Below are 16,864 nucleotides of genomic sequence, written 5' to 3'. Positions count from 1 at the left end.
ATGTCAGCTTTAATTAAGTTCGTGAGGTAAGCTTCGAAGGATAATGGTGAGCTCAGTTTTCTAGTTTCCTTAGATAGGACCTTGACTGCTGTTGGTCTTAATAAGGAAAAAATATCAAATACGCGTCCACGCTTCGTAGAGATTAATGTGGATAAAAGTAGCAATGAAATCAAGATTGCGAGTGTATATACGACGCGTCTCTCTCGAGATAAAGAGTTAGCTGAATGGTGGGCGTCTCTACCTTCGAGTGGGAGGTATATTTCCGCGAGAAGTTTAATTTTTATGGGGATTCACTTAGTACGGATGAGCTTTATAAGATAGCGAATTTGGATTCACTCATCATCCGTGAAAACCCGTTAATAACTTCCTTAGCGCCTATTTCTGTTCTGCGAGAGCTGAAATACATCGACATGAGTCGTACGGAGATCGAAGATTTAGGCCCTATTAGTAATGTGACCTATCTGGAGTACTTAGATATTTCTGGAGCACAGGTGCGTGATCTTCAATTTTTAAAATACTCTGACCGATTAAAAGCGCTTAACATTTCGGATACGCGCGTAGACGATATTTCGGAGTTGGGAAATTTAAAGAATTTAGAGGTATTGCGTGCAGAGCGAACGCCTGTGGTGTCATTTTCTGTGCTGAATTCCTTTACCGCATTACGCAAGTTATACTTGCGTGAGTCAGGTTTCAATAACTTCGAGCACATTCAAGAGCTCAAGCAGCTTGAGATTTTAGACGCCGGGAAAAATTTTCTAATCAATTTTGATTTGATCGCGAGTTTAGAAGGCCTGCAGGAGTTGGATCTACGTGAAACCAATTTAGTGGATTTGGATCCTTTGCGTAATCTGGACAAGCTGCGTATTCTTATTATTAATGCAACTGACGTGGCCTCCCTCGATCCTATTTCAGGAAAGTCGAGCTTGCAGCGTGTTTATGCAGATAGAACACGTATTCCCGAGCGTGAGGCAGACGGATTCGTACGTAAAAACCGCAGAGTTCTACTGATTCATAATGTGGAGAATCTACAGAACTGGTGGGCTGAGCTTCCTTCGTCTTGGAGAAAGGTGCTTTCGGAGCGTTATGAAGGGTTAGATAGTGATATGCCAAGCGTAGAGCGTTTATCCAGCTTAGTGGGAATGGATTCCCTCAATCTCTCTGAGTCATCTCTCGCTGTTTTAAGCCCTATCACGCGCTTTAAAAAGCTAAACTATTTAAATATTAGTGGCACGCAGGTTGAAGATTTAAATCCAGTGGCGCAGTTGGGTACACTTACGCACTTGCTCGCTAATGATACAGAGGTTCGCACTATTCAAATGCTTATTAGTTTGGTTAATTTAGAGCATTTAGAGTTAAATCGCACTGCTGTCCGAAACATCAATTTCTTGTCGCGCTTAGAGAAGCTTAAGCGTATAGAGGCTGACGGCACTGAGGTTAGAGCAGAGGAGACGCCGACCTTTTATATGGAGCGGCCAGATGTCGATTTAATTTACCGTACGGAAGAGTTAACGGCCTGGTATGAGGGTTTGAGTAGTGAATGGAGAGGCTTACTTTTTCAGGGGGACGCTGTGCAGACCTTACCGTCTAGTACGCATTTGCATCGGATAACTGCGCAGCATAAGTTGCAGATCGAAAGAACGCGTGTAGAGGATTTAGCTCCTTTGGAGGTGTTTAATAATTTGCGTTCGCTGCATGTGTTTGATGCTCCTTTATATGATTTGAGTCATTTGCAGCATTTCACACTTTTAGAAGAGTTGCAGCTTTCTCAGGTGCCTTTGCAAGATTTAAGTCCCTTATTAAGTTTAGGTCGCTTAAAGTCTTTGGATCTGTCGAATACGGGGATCAGTGATCTTCGGGAGCTGACGGCTTTTCCTCAGCTGGAGAGGTTGAATATTTCGGGCACGAATGTCAAGAACTTGCGTGGAGTGGAGAGTTTGCTTGAATTACGTGAAATCGATTTGGCGAACACGACGGTACGTTCGATTAAGCAGTTGGAGAAGTTGCCGGAGTTAAGCAGTGTGATTTGTTTTAACACGAAGATTAGCAGTCGTGTGGTGGATCGCTTTAAGTCGAGCAATCCACAGATTACGGTGAGGTTTTTCTAGGATTTTCGTCATAAAAGGGGTAAATTTAAATTACCCCTTTTTTTATGGACCTTCATACCCGCATAACATCAGCTTCCTCCTACAAACTAACGTCAGAAGCCTGCTGCCCAGACTTTATCAGTAACTGCCGCAAGCTCTCACGCAGGATCTGACCCATATTCTGACATTTTAAAAAACGTGGTTCCTTATAATGCTTCGCCAGCTCGTCCCGAAGTGAATAAATGTTCGTCTGCGTACTAATTGTATCCGCCTCCATAGCCGCTAAAATATCCTCAATCTCAATCTTCGAACTCTTTACACGATTCGCAATCAACGCCCGCTCCTCACGCTGATACTGCACCATACTCTCTGGCGTCATGTATTTCATCCCCAACTGAATAAGCGCATTGTTCTGCTTAAAATACTGGGGCAGATAAATAGACTTCTTGCCCTCATACGACTGCTGATCAAAATCAATCGCCCGAATACGGTAATGCGTTTCCTCAAAATCAGGTGTGACGTCCACCACAAAGTTAGAAGAATGCATGTCGCCCAACAAGCGGACAAAACAGCGTTCATTAAACTTAACAAACTCCTTAGCCAGTCGAATCGGATTCAAATTAGGATCGTGAATATGCTGGCGCATGAACTGCTCGCCCGGAATTCCGGCGATGTGCTCCTCGATTAGCGTATTCTCATGGACGAGATAATTGATTCGATTAGGAGAAAGCAAATGCTCCAACTCCAACCCATACACACGTGAGGCATCCGCATGCTTCACATAATAATAATCGAAGTTGTCATTTATACGATTCACGATGCGTACCCGAAAGGGCTGCGTATTCCCATAAATGCAGAGATCGATCCGATCTACATACAAGTGGGACATCACACTCATATCGCCCTCAGCCTTCAGAAGCGCATATATTTTCTTAACATTATGGTGGATTTCCTCGCGATCTGACTCAGCAAAAAATACCGTCTCCCATAAAGTATCATTCCCCTTATAATCATATAAAGGAATGGATCCTGTGTACCGCAAGAGGTCACTGTAGTGAATCGGAAAGTTTACCTGACGCCCATATTTTATCAAATAGTTGCGCAACGGCTTCCCGATGGGATAGGTGATTTTCTTTTTGCTGATTAAGGCCATAGACAAAGGGCTATGCTTGTATAAATTCTTTTTCTTCCTGCGTCATATTGCGGTCGAAAATAAAAGGTCCAAAAGGCAGTAATGAAGCTACCAATGCGAAAAAAGTTTTCGAAAAGCTCCACTGCATAATACGCGCGGCAGGAAACACGACATAAATATAGGCCACAAACAGCACACCATGGGCCCAACCTACATATTTGACGGCCAAAGGCCAGTCCCATACATATTTTAAAGGCATCGCGATAAATAGGAGTAAAAGAAAGGAAATTCCTTCGGCGATACCCACTACCCGGAAGGTTTTTAATCGCTTGCTCTTTTTGCTGTCTACACTCATGAACTTATAAATTAAATTGCTCTTTTAAAACATTCCATAAAGAACGTTTAAGCGCCTTATCAAGTTCTAAATCTCGTAAATCATCCGCCCAGACATAGCTCGACAGGCTGTTGGTCACACGTTTGTATTTGGCCTCAAAGCCACCCAAATAGGGATGATTGATGCCAAAACTCAGAATGAATGCAGGGTTAAGCTTTTCCATGGCTTCTTTGCTGCTGGCAGCCAAATTATTCTCATCCAAAACCGCTACATCTTTAAGACTCAGCTGGCAGGCAGCGATGAGATTACGAAGCATCAAGTCCTCAGCATCCGAAAGCCTACCACCGCGATGAACGATAAGCACCTGCCGCTCAAATGCACCACGGTAGGAGGGAAGTAAGACCTCGGAAGGCCGCTCTTCTTCCATCTGCTGTTGAACCGCTACAGGTGGTGGGCTAGAAGTAGGTGTGGGAGCGATAGGGACCGTCTGCGAAGGTTTTGTCTGAGGAGTCGCGGCCTGGGGAGTCACGCTTTTGTCAGCAACAGGAACAGGTGCCACTTGTGCCGATTTAGGGGCGGTGGTTTCTGCTACTTGCGGCTGCGCCACATGCGCATATTTGGCCTGCAAGGCCTGAGCCTGAATCACTTGCTCGAATTTTGCGACATCCTCCTGTGTTAAAAAGAGCATGTCTTGTGCATACAAGGTGGCATGCGCCTGGGGAGATACTGCTTCCATATCCTTAAAAATCTTTAAAAATTGGGACAATAAAAAATAAAAAGGAGAGATTAACCCTCCTTTTCGTCTGTAAGATTGAAAATAGATTTTAGCTCCACCGCATCTTTTGGATCCATACGCTTGGCGAGGACAAGTCGCAACTGTCTTCTGCGTAGGCGCCTCGTAAAGCTCTACTTCCTCAGCTGTTTCGGGTTCTACTTCAGGAACCTCTATCGGACGACCGTTTTGATCCACCGCGACGAAAGTAAAAAATGCACGATGGGTCATTATTTTTTTATTGGCAGGAATATCCTCAGCCGATACCTCGATAAACACCTCCATAGAGCTATTAAAAGCACGCGTAACCTGCGCCTTTAGCGTGACGACATTTCCTAGTGCGATGGGATGCTTAAAAGAAATACTGTCCGCCGATGCCGTTACGACGATACGATTCGAATGCTTCTGTGCCGCGATCGCTGCCACGATATCCATCCAGTGCATCAACTTACCGCCCATTAAATTATGAAGCGTGTTGGTGTCGTTTGGCAGGACCATTTCAGTCATGACCACTGCACTGTCTTTAGCTTTCTTTTTTACTAACATACGTTTATTTTTAGCAAAAATACAAAACTTTTATCTAATCAACCTTAAAATATAGCCGTCAAAGCAAATATAATTTCAAAAATAGTGCGTTGACTTGCTTTATTCTGTGGCGCTTAAGCATAGCCTTTCAACATGCGCTGTATATACTTTCCGACGATATCAAATTCTAAATTGACTGTGTCTCCTTCGGCCAACTGATGAAAAACAGTATTTTCATAGGTATACGGAATGATGGCCACCCGAAAAGTCCCTGGCCCACTGTTAAAACAAGTTAGACTCGTTCCGTTTATCGTAATGCTGCCTTTTTCGACTGTTACATGTGCTGTGCTGGCGTCATACCGGAAGTCATACAACCAAGAGCCATCTTGTTCCTGAATCCGCTCCACAGTTCCCGTCAGATCCACGTGGCCCTGTACGATATGCCCATCGAAGCGGCCATTTGCGGGCATGCAGCGCTCCAAATTCACTTTGCGGCCCGGCCGCCAAGAGGCCAAATTCGTTTTTTCTAATGTCTCCTGAATGGCCGTGACCACATGCGTGTTTCCCGACACCTGCACCACCGTAAGACATACCCCATCATGGGCGAGGGACTGGTCGATTTTCAGCTCCGGACCGAGTGGCGAGCTGATATGAAAATGCAGATTCGTGCCCTCCGATTCGATGGCCGTAATCTCTCCTAAACATTCTATAATACCCGTAAACATGCGATTTTTATTGTTTATATATAACGTGTTATTTGCGAAATTAAGCTGATTTTAGGACTTTAGCAGGCTCATTTTTGCTCTAATTCCTTATGCCCACATTTACAGACAGCTACAAACATAAAGGCCTGCGCCGTGCACTTATTCGTTCCATTCGCGAACGGGGCATCCGTGATGAGCGTGTCTTGCAGGTAATGGCCGAAATACCGCGTCACCTCTTTTTAGACTCCGCTTTCGAGCTGCAGGCCTATGAGGACCGCCCTTTTCCCATCGGGGAGGGGCAGACCATTTCGCAGCCCTACACCGTGGCTTTTCAGACGAGCCTGCTGGAGGTCGAGGCGGGTCATAAAGTACTGGAAATCGGCACTGGCTCTGGTTATCAGGCTACGGTGCTTCAACTTATCGGTGCGGAAGTGCATAGCATCGAATACCAGAAGAAGCTGTACACACGCACCCGGCAGCTGCTCGCGCGCTTCGGTATCCATCCGCATTTGTATCAGGGCGATGGCTCTCTGGGCCTACCCGAGGAGGCACCCTTCGATCGGATTTTAGTGACTGCAGGGGCACCTGTGGTACCAGATGCGCTGCTGCGCCAGCTCGCCATCGGTGGGGTTTTAGTCATCCCCGTCGGCGATCGAGAGCGTCAGGAAATGCTGCGGCTGCGTCGCGTTTCGGCGCAGGAAATCGAGCGGGAGGCGTTTCCGTCCTTCTCCTTCGTCCCGCTAAAAGGGGCCTCCGGATGGGAACGGTAGGCGCTACACCTCACATAGGACTCGGGGACGGCGCAGATTGTTTTGGCCCCTGGCCAAAATATCCTAAAAGCAGCCATACCAAGCCAGCAGCCAGAACTCCGACTGCAGCGCCTACGATGATGTCTCCTAAATAATGGACACCCAGATACACGCGAGTATAGGAAAAAAAGGCCGCCCAGACCCACAGCAGGCGCATGAGACCTTGTTTTTTAGCGAAGCCAAAAATAAAGAAAGCTGCGATACCAAAGCTGTTCGAGGCATGAGAGGAGGCAAAGCCATACATGCCGCCACACTTGCCATAATTATGTAAAACGTCTACCCAGCGCTCGTCGTGGCAGGGTCGGAGCCGCTCGAAATAGGGCTTCATAAGCGAAGAGGTGCCCTGATCTGCTAGTGTGATGACCAGGGCTAAGCCTACAAAATATACCCAAGAACCTAGCCCATAGCTTCGAATTAGGTACCCGCTCAGCAGGACATACAGAGGGATCCAAGGCCACGTGTGGGTGGCGGTGAAAAGAATCGGGTCGAGCCACTCCTGGTGATACTGGTTCAGCCACAAGCTCGCCTGCTCGTCCCAAGCGATTAATTTTTCCATGACACTCTCCCTACTAGCCGACCCAGTCGATGCCTTTTTTCAGTAAAGATAGGGTCTCCGCTTCCCTAGAGCCGATTTCCACCGGGTGCATGTAGGCCCAGTTCGCCTCTGGTGGCATGCTCATCAAAATGCTTTCCGTGCGCCCGTTCGTGTCCAGGCCGAACTTGGTGCCTGCATCCCAAACCAAATTAAATTCCACGTAGCGCCCTCTTCGGATTCCCTGCCAGGATTTTTCTGCCGGCCCATAGGGCAAAAGGCTATTTTTCCGCATAAAGTGCGTGTACACCTTTGGGAAGAGGTAGCCCACACCTTTTACGAAATCAAAAAGCTCGGCCTTTTTATCAGGAGCCTCTTCGTGCAGCCGGTCAAAGAAAATACCGCCCACGCCACGTGTTTCCTGCCTGTGCTTGAGGTAAAAATAATCATCCGCCCAGGTTTTGAACTTGGGGTAGTAGCTCGGATCGTACTGGTCACAGTGGGCCTTCACCTCCTGATGGAAGTAACGGGCATCCTCACGGTCCACGTAGTGGGGAGTCAGGTCAATGCCGCCACCGAACCAGTTCACGCCATTACTCATCTCAAAGTAGCGGATGTTCATGTGAATGATCGGCACCATGGGACTGTTCGGGTGAATCACGATGGATACTCCTGTCGCGAAAAAATCCGCTTCCTTCAGCTGCAACTTGTTTAAAATTTTCTGTGGCGTGGGGCCGTGCACTGCCGAGAAGGCCACGCCACCCTTTTCGATGATCGCTCCACCTGTCAGGGTGCGTGTACGCCCGCCACCCCCTTCCGGACGATCCCAAAGGTCCTCCTTAAAGCGCCCTTGGCCATCTGCTCCCTCGAGTTCGGCACAAATATGATCTTGGATGGCCTTAAAGTCGGCCACGATAGTTTCTTTAGTCAGCATGTTAATCTTCTTGTTCTAAGGCCTCTAAAATATCCGCCAGTTCATCGAAATCCTTTAATCCCGGGGCGATTTCCTGCCCGCCGCTGAGCGCGATACCCTTCACCTGGAGCTCAGCTAAGGTGCCCTCCAGTGTTTCTGCCTGCAAGTCAAAGCCCAGAAGAACGGGGACTTTGGCCGCCAGGCCCTGAATCGCCTCACGAACTGCCGCATCCGCTAAAGAAAGCGTCTCACTTTCGAGAAGCAGCAGCATCTCCTGATTCTCAAAACTCTGCGCCTTCGCATTTAATGCCTCGATTTCGGCGGCGGCTTCCACCTTTTGGGCGAAAATGAGCGTGTAGCTGCTCCCCGCCAGCAGCGGCAAGTGATGGGCCTCGCGCACCTGAATATGCGTCACCTGGGGCAGGGACTGCACCTTGGCTAAGATGGAATCCGGATGTGAGACAGTGAACTCGGCCACGAAGCCCACGCCAGAAACCCAACCGGCAATCTCCTGAAAGGTCTCCGGGCTCACATAATTTTCTTGCCCTTCCTCCATGCAGAAGCCCAAGAGGTCTACATACATGCCTGAACAGTAGCGCGCATCGCTAAGGTTACTGACTTGATTTATTTTTACGAAGGTTTTTAAGGCCATAGTTTCTCTTTTAAGGCTGCTAAATTAAGGAAAAGCCCTTAAAATCGCGAATGTGTAAAAATATGTCCGAAATTTTCTATTTTAGTGCTCGATTTGGATGCTGTGTACATGGTTTTATCTCGCTTTTCTTTAGGGCGTGTGAGCACCCTCTACTTGTTCCTACTTGTAGTGGTAGGGGGGACTGCACCGGGCCTTTTACAGGCCCAAAACCGCTATGCCGTCTATTTTACGGATAAAGCGGGCAGCTCCTTTCGGCTGGACGCTCCGGAGGATTTTTTAAGTCCGGTCGCTTTACGGCGCAAGGCCCACTTCCGCATCCCCGTCGATAGCTTAGATCTTCCGGTGTCTGCCCATTATTTGGATAGCCTTCACCGACTGGGGCCGCAAGTGCTCCTGCAGTCTCGCTGGATGAATGCCGCCTTGGTGGTAGCAGATAGCACGGATATAGCGTCCTTGCAGGCGCTTTCTTTCGTTCGAGAAGTCACCCTTTTAGCTCCTGGGGGAATTCCCGCTTCGGGACAGCGTTTGCTTTGGCCGGAAGGCCAAAATGCCCGAAAAACAGGAATCCAAGAGCATTTTAGCCCTTATTCCTCCATGTAAATACGGATGTGCAACTCGTCGCGATGCAAAATAGCCTCTTGGGCATTCCTGTCATGCATGCGGAGGGCTTTCGAGGTGAGGGGATGCGTGTGGCGGTTTTTGACGCGGGCTTTCCTGGGGTGCTGGAGCTACCGAATTTAGCCCATTTAGGCGGTCCTGGACGCATAGTGGGGACACGGGATTTTGTGTCAGGAGGGCAAGCTGAGGTCTTTCATCGGCATCCACATGGGACTCAGGTGCTCTCTCTTATCGCCTCGGCGGATGAAGAAGGCCTGCTGGCAGGTGCGCCCGACGCTTCGTATGTGCTTTGTATTACTGAGGATGTGGGTAGTGAGTACAGGATAGAGGAATTCAACTGGCTACTGGCAGCGGAGTATGCGGATAGCCTCGGGGTGGATGTGATTAACAGCTCGCTGGGCTACTGGGACTTCGATGATCCGCGCATGGATTACCGTATTTCGGACATGGATGGACAGACAGCACTCATTACGCGTGCTGCGGCACTGGCGGCTAAAAAAGGGATTCTCGTCGTAACCAGCGCAGGGAATTACGGTGGGCGCGGGGCGCAAAGTATCACGGCCCCGGCAGATGCTGCGGGGATAATCAGTGTGGGTGCGCTCACACGAAGTCAGGAGCGTGCAATTTTTAGTTCTTTTGGACCCACTGCGGATGGGCGTACCAAGCCAGAGGTAGTGGCTATAGGGGAGCGGGTAGCACTCACACGGCCGGGACTACAGGGTACCATCGGATTCGGAAATGGCACTAGCTTTAGTGCTCCTCAAGTGGCCGCTTTGGCCGCAGGCCTCTGGCAGGCCTTACCGGAAACCTCTTTAGACACACTTATTCAGAGGCTTTTGGACAGTGGAAACTTGGTCGATCGTGTATCGGCTGAACTCGGATTCGGGGTACCTAACTTCGAGCGGGCCTACTTTGGGGTGGTAACCCATGTGGCGGAAAAGGAGCTCGTACCCATTACCTTATTTCCCAATCCAGTAGCGCAAGGGCAGGTGCTGCAGGTGCGGATACCAACAGACGCGAGGCAGTTTACCTGGCGCATTTGGAATAGTTTGGGTCAAGAAGTGCTAGCAGGTGAAGTAGAGCGGGGGATAGGAGCGTCTACCCTGCAGCTTGCAGTGGAGCCATTAAGAGCAGGCATTTACGTGCTCGAATTAGAAGGTTCTGCGGGAACCGTTCGTAAGAAATTCATCAAACAATAAGGGGTATAGGCAGAATTTTCTTTTCTTTGCCTAAAAATTTATTGTTATGGCCGTTCAGATCGCCCCTTCCGTACTTGCTTGTGATTTCGCGAACATTCAGCGTGAAATCGAAATGTTAAACCGTTCTGCTTGCGATTACATCCATGTGGATATCATGGACGGGGTATTTGTGCCCAACATTTCCTTTGGTCTGCCCGTGACTGCAGCCATGCATGCTCATGCGCGCAAGCCCCTCGATGTCCATTTAATGATCGTGAACCCGGACCAGTATGTGGCCGCCTTCCGGGAAGCGGGAGCAGCAATAATTACCGTGCATGCCGAAGCTTGCACCCACTTGCATCGCAGCATTCAGGGTATTAAGCAGACAGGCTCTCAGGCGGGCGTGGCCCTTAATCCACATACCCCGGTATCTTTTTTAGAGGATATCATCGAAGACATCGACTTGGTATGCATCATGTCGGTCAATCCAGGTTTTGGGGGACAGAAGTTTATTCCGCGCACCTATGATAAAGTGCGCGCCCTGAAAGAGTTAATCGTAAAAAGAGGCAGTCAGGCGAAGATAGAAATTGACGGTGGCGTACAAAGTGGGAATGCGGCGGCACTTATCGAAGCGGGAGCAGATATTTTGGTGGCGGGGAGTTTTGTTTTCCAATCCGAAGATCCGATCGCAACCATAGCCCAGTTGAAAGCGTTGGGATAAGTATGCAGTGTTAAAGTGATAAAATCATTTTCTTTTTGGAAAAAAGTTTTATTTCTATTTAATTAGTATTCTTAACTACCAAGATTAAATATAAAACCATGAAAAAGTTATTCTTATTTGCGTTTCTCCTTGTGGGAATGCTAAGTATGAGCGCCCAGGCGCAAGAGGCCGCTGCTGAAGATGAAATCACCGAAGAGGAGATGACGAAGTTCGCTTCTATGGAGGCCGCGGTAGCAGTGTATTTGGCTGAGAAACAAGCGACCTTAGAAGAAATGATTAAATCGGATGAGGTAATCGGTGGTGCTGCGCGCTATAACGAATTGAAGAGAGCTTGGGGTAACGAAGAAAAGCTAGCAGAAATCGAAGCTACTGAAGAGGAGAAAAACGCTTTTCAGGCAATCCAAGATTATATCGATTCTTTAGGAAAGGATGTAGTAGAATACAAAAAAGAGCTCATCATGGACAATGAGGTCCTTGGAGCTGCTACCTACAACAAAGTGAAAAAAGCGATGGATAGCGATCCTGCGGTTAAAGAGCAGATTGACAACTTAATCGCTGAAATCAAGGAAGGCAGTTCTTCTGAAGATAAGACGGTAGAAGAAGCTACAGAGGGTGACAACCTTTAATATGCTTCTTTTTCGATAAGTTTAACGGGCTTCCTAAAATCGGGAAGCCCTTTTTTTCGTTACTTTGTAAAAACATAAGCCATGCGCCAGCTCACGCGAATTCCTTTTTCACTCACCATGAGTATCGGCTTTTGCCTTCTTTTTTTGGGTACCCTCGTGCAGGTGCACGCGCAGGGAGAGGACATTTTCGGGATAGAGCGCAAGTTAAAACCTAGTCGGAAAGCAAAAAGCAATTTGGGTAATGGTGCCCGAAACTTTATAGAGGCATTAAGCATAGAGTTCTCAGCGGGAGGTGCGCAGTATCAGCTTACGAATCAGTTTATCCTTCAGGATCCCAGTCAATTTCCCGTTGTGCTGGACCGATCGGCGCCTTTCCAACCGAGTTTTACAAGCCTAATCCAGAGGTTGATATTTTGCCGAATACATCACAAACCTTTTTAGCTGATACTACATTAGGAACGGTTCCTTTTAGCGGCCGAGGTAGGGCGATACCGATCAATGCGGGGCTTCGCGTAGACTTTTTTAACATGCTGATTTTAGGTGCAGGATACGGAAGAAATGTAGGGCGTATCGGTTCCTTGAGCAGTTCCCCAGTTTTCATGAGCGAGGAATTAGCCGATGGTTTTGGTGTAGATCCAGGTATTTTGATTCACGATCCTCATCAGTTTGTTTTCGAGCAGGAGGAATTTGTGATGGATAAAATTTATGGAACTGTAGGACTGGTACTGTGGGACGCTAACAGACGTGCCTCTTTTATTAATCGGCGTTACCGCAAGTATGACCCGAACAACTACATGATGCAGAGTACGCGGAATCAGTTGCTCCGACAGTGGTATCCGTTTAAGGTGGTAACAGAGGCAGAGATTGGTACCATCACTTTTCGGCAGCCTATCGATAGTCGTTTTATCGTGCAAGAGACCAACTTTTTCGCGCTTCATTTGCGGTTTGAATACTTATTAGGAGAGTATTTCCGACTTTTTTTAAAGGGCGGAGCGGAATTTTCTAATTTGCAGTTTGAGCCGAGGAGAGAACCTTTTTTACCTCCGGGTATCCCCAGCCCTAATCAGGTCGGTGGTGATCCTCTCGTAGAACCACAGGATTTTCGCCAGCGCTTTCTAACGGCTCAAATTGGCCTTGCCATCAACTTGCCAGGCTCCAAACGCTGTAAAACTCCCGGTTGTGGTGTGAAGATGAGGCATTTACATGATGGGGTAGAGTACAGAGGGAGCTCCATATTCAATTTGCAGAACCGACGGATCGGGCAGCACTTCTAAGGATATCCTTTCCCAGGCTTTCTGTGGGGCAATACGTCTTTTAAAAGCCTAATCTTTTTATTAACTTGCAAGCTTATTGAGAAAATGAAATATGGCTCAAGGAGAAAACGAAAACATTATCCCTATTAACATCGAGGATGAAATGCGTGGAGCCTACATCGATTATTCGATGTCGGTAATCGTATCTCGCGCACTTCCAGATGTTCGCGACGGATTAAAGCCGGTACACAGAAGAATATTATTTGGTATGCAAGAACTCGGTGTTTTGCATAACCGTCCTTATAAAAAATCTGCCAGAATCGTGGGAGAGGTTCTCGGTAAGTATCACCCGCATGGTGACTCTGCCGTTTACGAAACCATGGTTCGAATGGCACAGCCTTGGTCTTTACGCTACCCTTTAGTGGATGGACAGGGTAACTTTGGCTCCATCGATGGAGACAATGCTGCGGCCATGCGATACACAGAGGCCCGCCTGAAGCGAATAGCGGAAGAGCTCCTAGTGGATATCAACAAGGAAACAGTAGATTTCCAGTTTAACTTCGACGACTCATTAAAGGAGCCCGTCGTTCTCCCCGCTAAAATCCCTGCTCTCCTTTTAAATGGTGCTTCAGGAATCGCGGTCGGTATGGCCACGAATATGGCACCACATAATTTAGCAGAAGTAGTCGATGGGATTACGGCCTACATCGATAATCCGGACATCAGCATTGCAGACCTAATGCAGTACGTGTTGGCCCCTGATTTCCCTACGGGAGGCATTATTTACGGCTACACAGGGGTTAAAAATGCTTTTGAGACAGGGCGAGGTAGAGTCGTAGTGCGTGGAAAAGCTGAGGTAGAGACGAAAGACAATGGTCGTGAAATGATCATCATTACGGAAATTCCGTACTTGGTGAATAAGGCGAGCATGATCGAAAAGACGGCAGCACTTATTAACGAGAAAAAAATAGATGGTATTTCTGCTATCCGCGATGAGTCGGATCGTCAAGGGATGCGCATTGTGTATGAGTTGAAAAAAGATGCCGTGGCCAGTGTTGTCTTAAACAACTTATACAAACAAACACAGCTACAAACCTCATTTTCAGTTAATAATGTAGCCTTAGTAAAGGGGCGTCCTCAAACCTTAAATTTAAAAGACCTCATCAAGCATTATGTACATCACCGGCATGAGGTAATTTTTAGAAGGACAACGTATGAATTGCGCGAAGCGGAAAAAAGAGCGCATATCTTACAGGGCTATCTTATCGCGTTAGACCATTTAGATGAGGTGATTACACTGATTCGTAGTTCAAGGGATCCCGAAACGGCCAGAAATGGCTTGATGGAACGTTTTGAGCTAAGTGAGATTCAGGCTAGGGCCATTCTCGACATGCGTTTGCAGCGCCTAACGGGTATGGAACGCGAAAAAATACAGGCGGAGTATGACGAAATCATGAAATTAATCGAGGAGTTGAAAGATATTCTCGAGCATGAAGAGCGTCGTATGCAGCTGATTAAGGATGAGCTTCAAGAGATGAAAGAGCGCTATGCGGACGAGCGTCGCACGGTAATCGAGCATAATGCGGAGGACTTTAGCTATGAGGACATGATCCCGAATGAAGAGGTGGTCATTACCGTTTCTCATCAGGGTTATGTGAAACGCACCGCGCTGACTGAATACAGAACACAAAGTAGAGGAGGAGTGGGCTCTAAAGGAGTGAGCACCAAAGAAGATGACTGGACAGAGTATATTTTCTCCGCATCCACACACAACTACCTCCTGATATTTACGGATCTGGGCAAATTGTTTTGGCTGAAAGCCTATGCTATTCCAGAGGGCTCCAAGACGGCGAAAGGAAGACCCATTCAAAACCTTATTAACATCAGCGCGGATGATAAGATTCGCTCTATTATTCAGGTCGCCAACCTAGAGGATGAAGATTATGTGAAAAATAATTTCTTGATCATGGTAACCAAAGAAGGGGTAATCAAGAAAACCTCTCTGGAATTATACGCCCGACCAAGAACGAACGGTATCATCGCTTTAAATATCCGTGAAGGGGATCAGCTTATCCGAGTGGAAAAAACCAATGGGGATTCGCATGTGATTATCGCGGCTAAGTCGGGGAGAGCCATACACTTCCATGAGTCCACGGTACGTCCGATGGGACGAACTGCCACAGGGGTAAAAGCCATCAGTTTACAGGATGAGCAGGACGAAGTTATTGGCATGGTATGTGCAGAGAGAGAAGAAGCGACCCTTTTAGTTGTTTCTGAAAAAGGTTATGGCAAACGTACCCTATTAGATGCTTACCGAATCACTAATCGGGGTGGCAAGGGTGTGAAAGCAATGAGTGTGACCGAAAAAACAGGTAATTTGGTGGCGATTAAAGAAGTGGTGGATTCGGATGATTTGATGATTATTAATAAATCTGGCATCACGATTCGCACGCCTGTTTCTGATCTTCGTGTGATGGGTCGAGCTACTCAGGGTGTTCGTCTGATCAAGTTAAGTGAAACGGATGAGATCAGTTCGGTAGAAAAGATCACACGTGAAGACGTCGTGGAAACCGAAAACACGCAATTAGAGGATAGTGCGCATAGACCGGATCACGAGGATCCAGGCAGCGCAGATACACCGCAAACAGATTCAGAACCAGGTACCCCTCAAGCATAAAAAGACTAAACTATAAAAACCAAATCAATTCAAACTAAAATGAAAAAGTTACTCTTATCCCTTGCCATTGTCGTGCTCTCCACAGCGGCATTTGCGCAAAAAAAGGTAGTTCGCTCTGCCAATAAGAATTTCAAAAAGGACAACTTAGAGGTGGCCCTTGAGGAAATTCAGGAGGCAGCTGCACATGAAGATACCAAAGATGATCCAGGAACATATCTCCTAAAGGCTCAAATCTTAACCAAGATGTTTGATCAGTACGAGGAGTATGATATGCAAAGTGTGGAGAAAGGTCGCAATGCATTTAACGCTTTCATGGAGACCATGAAAATGGTGGACAATGATAAAAACAGCAAAATCGGTAAAGATGTGTACAAGGAAGAAATTCCAGGTATGCCCGACAACCTACGTCCTTACTCATTAGTTTCTGTGAAGCTAGGGGCCTTCCAGCGTGCCATCGATACCTATGAAGAAGATGACTTCGAAATGGCATACGAATACTTCGCATTAGCTGCAGATATCGAGCCTACAGACACCACGTTAAACTTCAATGCTGGATTCTTAGCTAATGATTTAGGCAAGCCAGAAGAAGCAAAAAAATTCTTTAACCGTCTGTTAGAAGTAGATGGATATGATAAGTTGAACGCGTATTACTTCCTCATCCAGATGGCTGTTAACGATAACGATACCGAAGGTGCCTACGATGTCGTGTCACAAGCGAGAACGCTTTATCCAGAGGACAAAACCTTAACGGAATTCGAAATTCAGCTACTTCTTCAAATGGATAAACTGGATGACGCTGTGAAGTCTGTAGAAGCTGCTTTAGTGGATGACCCTGATAATGTGAACATTCGTTTACGTTATGGCTACTTAAAAGAGCAGTCTGGTGATATCGACGGTGCCTTAGAGCAATACAAAAAAACAGTAGAATCTCAGCCTGATTTCTTTGAAGGTAACTTCTACACAGGTGCGCTTTACCTAGACAAAGCACGTCAGATTCTTTCTGAAATAAATGATCTATCGGATGAAGAGTGGGAGAAGCGTGCACCTGAAATGACAGAGCAAGCTGAAAACCTATACAAAGAAGCCGTACCTTACTTCGAGCGTGCTGTGGCACAAAGAGAAGACAATACAGAGATCTTAGAAATCCTGTATAATATTCACTCTCGTCTAAAAAATGACGCTGAAGCGGAGAAATACAACAAGCGCTTAGTGGAATTACTTGGTCCTGATTGGTTAGAAGGTTAAGTTGTTTCTCACAAAATAAAAAAGGGAGCCGCGGGCTCCCTTTTTTATTTGCTTGCTTTTTGATGAGTGGCGCAACCTTTACCTGTAAG

16 protein-coding genes and 1 pseudogene are annotated in these 16,864 nt (G+C 47.1%); 9 read left to right on the top strand and 8 right to left on the bottom strand.

All coding sequences use genetic code 11. The features are described from left to right. Positions 1-224 precede the first annotated feature (224 nt). On the top strand, positions 225-2,105 hold the full coding sequence (locus A3SI_RS04665) for a leucine-rich repeat domain-containing protein (RefSeq protein ID WP_009053923.1): 1,881 nt from the start codon (positions 225-227) through the stop codon (positions 2,103-2,105). A 79-nt stretch (positions 2,106-2,184) separates the two neighbouring features. Here A3SI_RS04665 and A3SI_RS04660 read toward each other — a convergent pair whose 3' ends face one another. From A3SI_RS04660 to A3SI_RS04640, 5 genes and pseudogenes are all read right to left on the bottom strand, one after another. Then, positions 2,185-3,237, bottom strand: a complete 1,053-nt coding sequence (locus tag A3SI_RS04660; RefSeq protein WP_009053921.1) for a hypothetical protein — start codon at positions 3,235-3,237, stop codon at positions 2,185-2,187. A gap of 10 nt (positions 3,238-3,247) precedes the next feature. Further along, entirely contained in the window at positions 3,248-3,571 is a 324-nt protein-coding gene (locus A3SI_RS04655; protein WP_009053918.1) for a DUF3817 domain-containing protein, read from the bottom strand. A 4-nt stretch (positions 3,572-3,575) separates the two neighbouring features. Continuing rightward, the gene (locus A3SI_RS04650) at positions 3,576-4,286 is read right to left on the bottom strand and encodes a hypothetical protein (protein WP_156810166.1); all 711 of its coding nucleotides are present in this window, start codon (positions 4,284-4,286) and stop codon (positions 3,576-3,578) included. Positions 4,287-4,336: 50 nt separating this feature from the next. Beyond that, positions 4,337-4,868: pseudogene (locus tag A3SI_RS04645) on the bottom strand (acyl-CoA thioesterase). 113 nt (positions 4,869-4,981) lie between these two features. Beyond that, complete coding sequence (locus A3SI_RS04640) at positions 4,982-5,572, bottom strand: riboflavin synthase (protein ID WP_009053914.1); 591 nt, start codon at positions 5,570-5,572, stop codon at positions 4,982-4,984. A gap of 89 nt (positions 5,573-5,661) precedes the next feature. Between A3SI_RS04640 and A3SI_RS04635 the strand changes: the two genes are divergently transcribed. Next, complete coding sequence (locus A3SI_RS04635; protein WP_009053912.1) at positions 5,662-6,321, top strand: protein-L-isoaspartate(D-aspartate) O-methyltransferase; 660 nt, start codon at positions 5,662-5,664, stop codon at positions 6,319-6,321. Positions 6,322-6,331: 10 nt separating this feature from the next. Here the strand turns inward: A3SI_RS04635 and A3SI_RS04630 are convergent, their stop codons facing one another. Genes A3SI_RS04630 through A3SI_RS04620 form a run of 3 tightly spaced genes read right to left on the bottom strand, consistent with a single transcriptional unit; the run spans position 6,332 to position 8,457 of the window. Further along, positions 6,332-6,916, bottom strand: coding sequence for a phosphatase PAP2 family protein (locus tag A3SI_RS04630; protein ID WP_009053910.1), 585 nt, complete (start codon positions 6,914-6,916; stop codon positions 6,332-6,334). 13 nt (positions 6,917-6,929) lie between these two features. Continuing rightward, positions 6,930-7,826: an oxygen-dependent coproporphyrinogen oxidase gene (hemF, locus tag A3SI_RS04625; protein ID WP_009053909.1), complete on the bottom strand. Its 897-nt coding sequence runs from the start codon at positions 7,824-7,826 to the stop codon at positions 6,930-6,932. A gap of 1 nt (position 7,827) precedes the next feature. After that, positions 7,828-8,457 (bottom strand): beta/alpha barrel domain-containing protein, encoded by a 630-nt coding sequence (locus A3SI_RS04620; RefSeq protein WP_009053908.1) that lies wholly within the window; start codon positions 8,455-8,457, stop codon positions 7,828-7,830. Positions 8,458-8,541: 84 nt separating this feature from the next. Between A3SI_RS04620 and A3SI_RS04615 the strand changes: the two genes are divergently transcribed. From A3SI_RS04615 to A3SI_RS04580, 7 genes are all read left to right on the top strand, one after another. Continuing rightward, the gene (locus tag A3SI_RS04615; RefSeq protein WP_009053907.1) at positions 8,542-9,057 is read left to right on the top strand and encodes a hypothetical protein; all 516 of its coding nucleotides are present in this window, start codon (positions 8,542-8,544) and stop codon (positions 9,055-9,057) included. Positions 9,058-9,065: 8 nt separating this feature from the next. Next, the gene (locus tag A3SI_RS04610; RefSeq protein WP_050977383.1) at positions 9,066-10,274 is read left to right on the top strand and encodes a S8 family peptidase; all 1,209 of its coding nucleotides are present in this window, start codon (positions 9,066-9,068) and stop codon (positions 10,272-10,274) included. Positions 10,275-10,320: 46 nt separating this feature from the next. Then, positions 10,321-10,974 (top strand): ribulose-phosphate 3-epimerase, encoded by a 654-nt coding sequence (rpe, locus tag A3SI_RS04605; RefSeq protein ID WP_009053904.1) that lies wholly within the window; start codon positions 10,321-10,323, stop codon positions 10,972-10,974. Positions 10,975-11,072: 98 nt separating this feature from the next. Next, positions 11,073-11,600 carry a hypothetical protein gene (locus tag A3SI_RS04600; RefSeq protein ID WP_009053902.1) on the top strand — a complete coding sequence of 176 codons (528 nt, stop codon included), beginning with the start codon at positions 11,073-11,075 and terminating at the stop codon, positions 11,598-11,600. Positions 11,601-12,013: 413 nt separating this feature from the next. After that, positions 12,014-12,874: a hypothetical protein gene (locus A3SI_RS04590; RefSeq protein WP_009053899.1), complete on the top strand. Its 861-nt coding sequence runs from the start codon at positions 12,014-12,016 to the stop codon at positions 12,872-12,874. Positions 12,875-12,965: 91 nt separating this feature from the next. Continuing rightward, entirely contained in the window at positions 12,966-15,530 is a 2,565-nt protein-coding gene (gene gyrA / locus A3SI_RS04585; RefSeq protein WP_009053896.1) for a DNA gyrase subunit A, read from the top strand. 39 nt (positions 15,531-15,569) lie between these two features. Beyond that, positions 15,570-16,775, top strand: coding sequence for a tetratricopeptide repeat protein (locus A3SI_RS04580; RefSeq protein ID WP_009053894.1), 1,206 nt, complete (start codon positions 15,570-15,572; stop codon positions 16,773-16,775). The last annotated feature ends 89 nt before the right edge of the window (positions 16,776-16,864 follow it).

The sequence above is a fragment of the Nitritalea halalkaliphila LW7 genome, assembly GCF_000265075.1.
GTDB classification, from domain to species: Bacteria; Bacteroidota; Bacteroidia; order Cytophagales; family Cyclobacteriaceae; genus Nitritalea; species Nitritalea halalkaliphila.
This window is presented reverse-complemented; position numbering and strand designations above follow the sequence as displayed.

Excerpts from the sequence above, each read along its gene's own strand:
- A3SI_RS04650 (WP_156810166.1), bottom strand. The coding sequence starts at position 4,286 with ATGGAAGCAGTATCTCCCCAGGCGCATGCCACCTTGTATGCACAAGAC.
- A3SI_RS04580 (WP_009053894.1), top strand. The coding sequence starts at position 15,570 with ATGAAAAAGTTACTCTTATCCCTTGCCATTGTCGTGCTCTCCACAGCG.
- A3SI_RS04655 (WP_009053918.1), bottom strand. The coding sequence starts at position 3,571 with ATGAGTGTAGACAGCAAAAAGAGCAAGCGATTAAAAACCTTCCGGGTA.
- A3SI_RS04640 (WP_009053914.1), bottom strand. The coding sequence starts at position 5,572 with ATGTTTACGGGTATTATAGAATGTTTAGGAGAGATTACGGCCATCGAA.
- A3SI_RS04630 (WP_009053910.1), bottom strand. The coding sequence starts at position 6,916 with ATGGAAAAATTAATCGCTTGGGACGAGCAGGCGAGCTTGTGGCTGAAC.
- rpe (WP_009053904.1), top strand. The coding sequence starts at position 10,321 with ATGGCCGTTCAGATCGCCCCTTCCGTACTTGCTTGTGATTTCGCGAAC.
- A3SI_RS04665 (WP_009053923.1), top strand. The coding sequence starts at position 225 with ATGGTGGGCGTCTCTACCTTCGAGTGGGAGGTATATTTCCGCGAGAAG.
- A3SI_RS04660 (WP_009053921.1), bottom strand. The coding sequence starts at position 3,237 with ATGGCCTTAATCAGCAAAAAGAAAATCACCTATCCCATCGGGAAGCCG.
- A3SI_RS04620 (WP_009053908.1), bottom strand. The coding sequence starts at position 8,457 with ATGGCCTTAAAAACCTTCGTAAAAATAAATCAAGTCAGTAACCTTAGC.
- A3SI_RS04635 (WP_009053912.1), top strand. The coding sequence starts at position 5,662 with ATGCCCACATTTACAGACAGCTACAAACATAAAGGCCTGCGCCGTGCA.
- A3SI_RS04600 (WP_009053902.1), top strand. The coding sequence starts at position 11,073 with ATGAAAAAGTTATTCTTATTTGCGTTTCTCCTTGTGGGAATGCTAAGT.
- gyrA (WP_009053896.1), top strand. The coding sequence starts at position 12,966 with ATGGCTCAAGGAGAAAACGAAAACATTATCCCTATTAACATCGAGGAT.
- hemF (WP_009053909.1), bottom strand. The coding sequence starts at position 7,826 with ATGCTGACTAAAGAAACTATCGTGGCCGACTTTAAGGCCATCCAAGAT.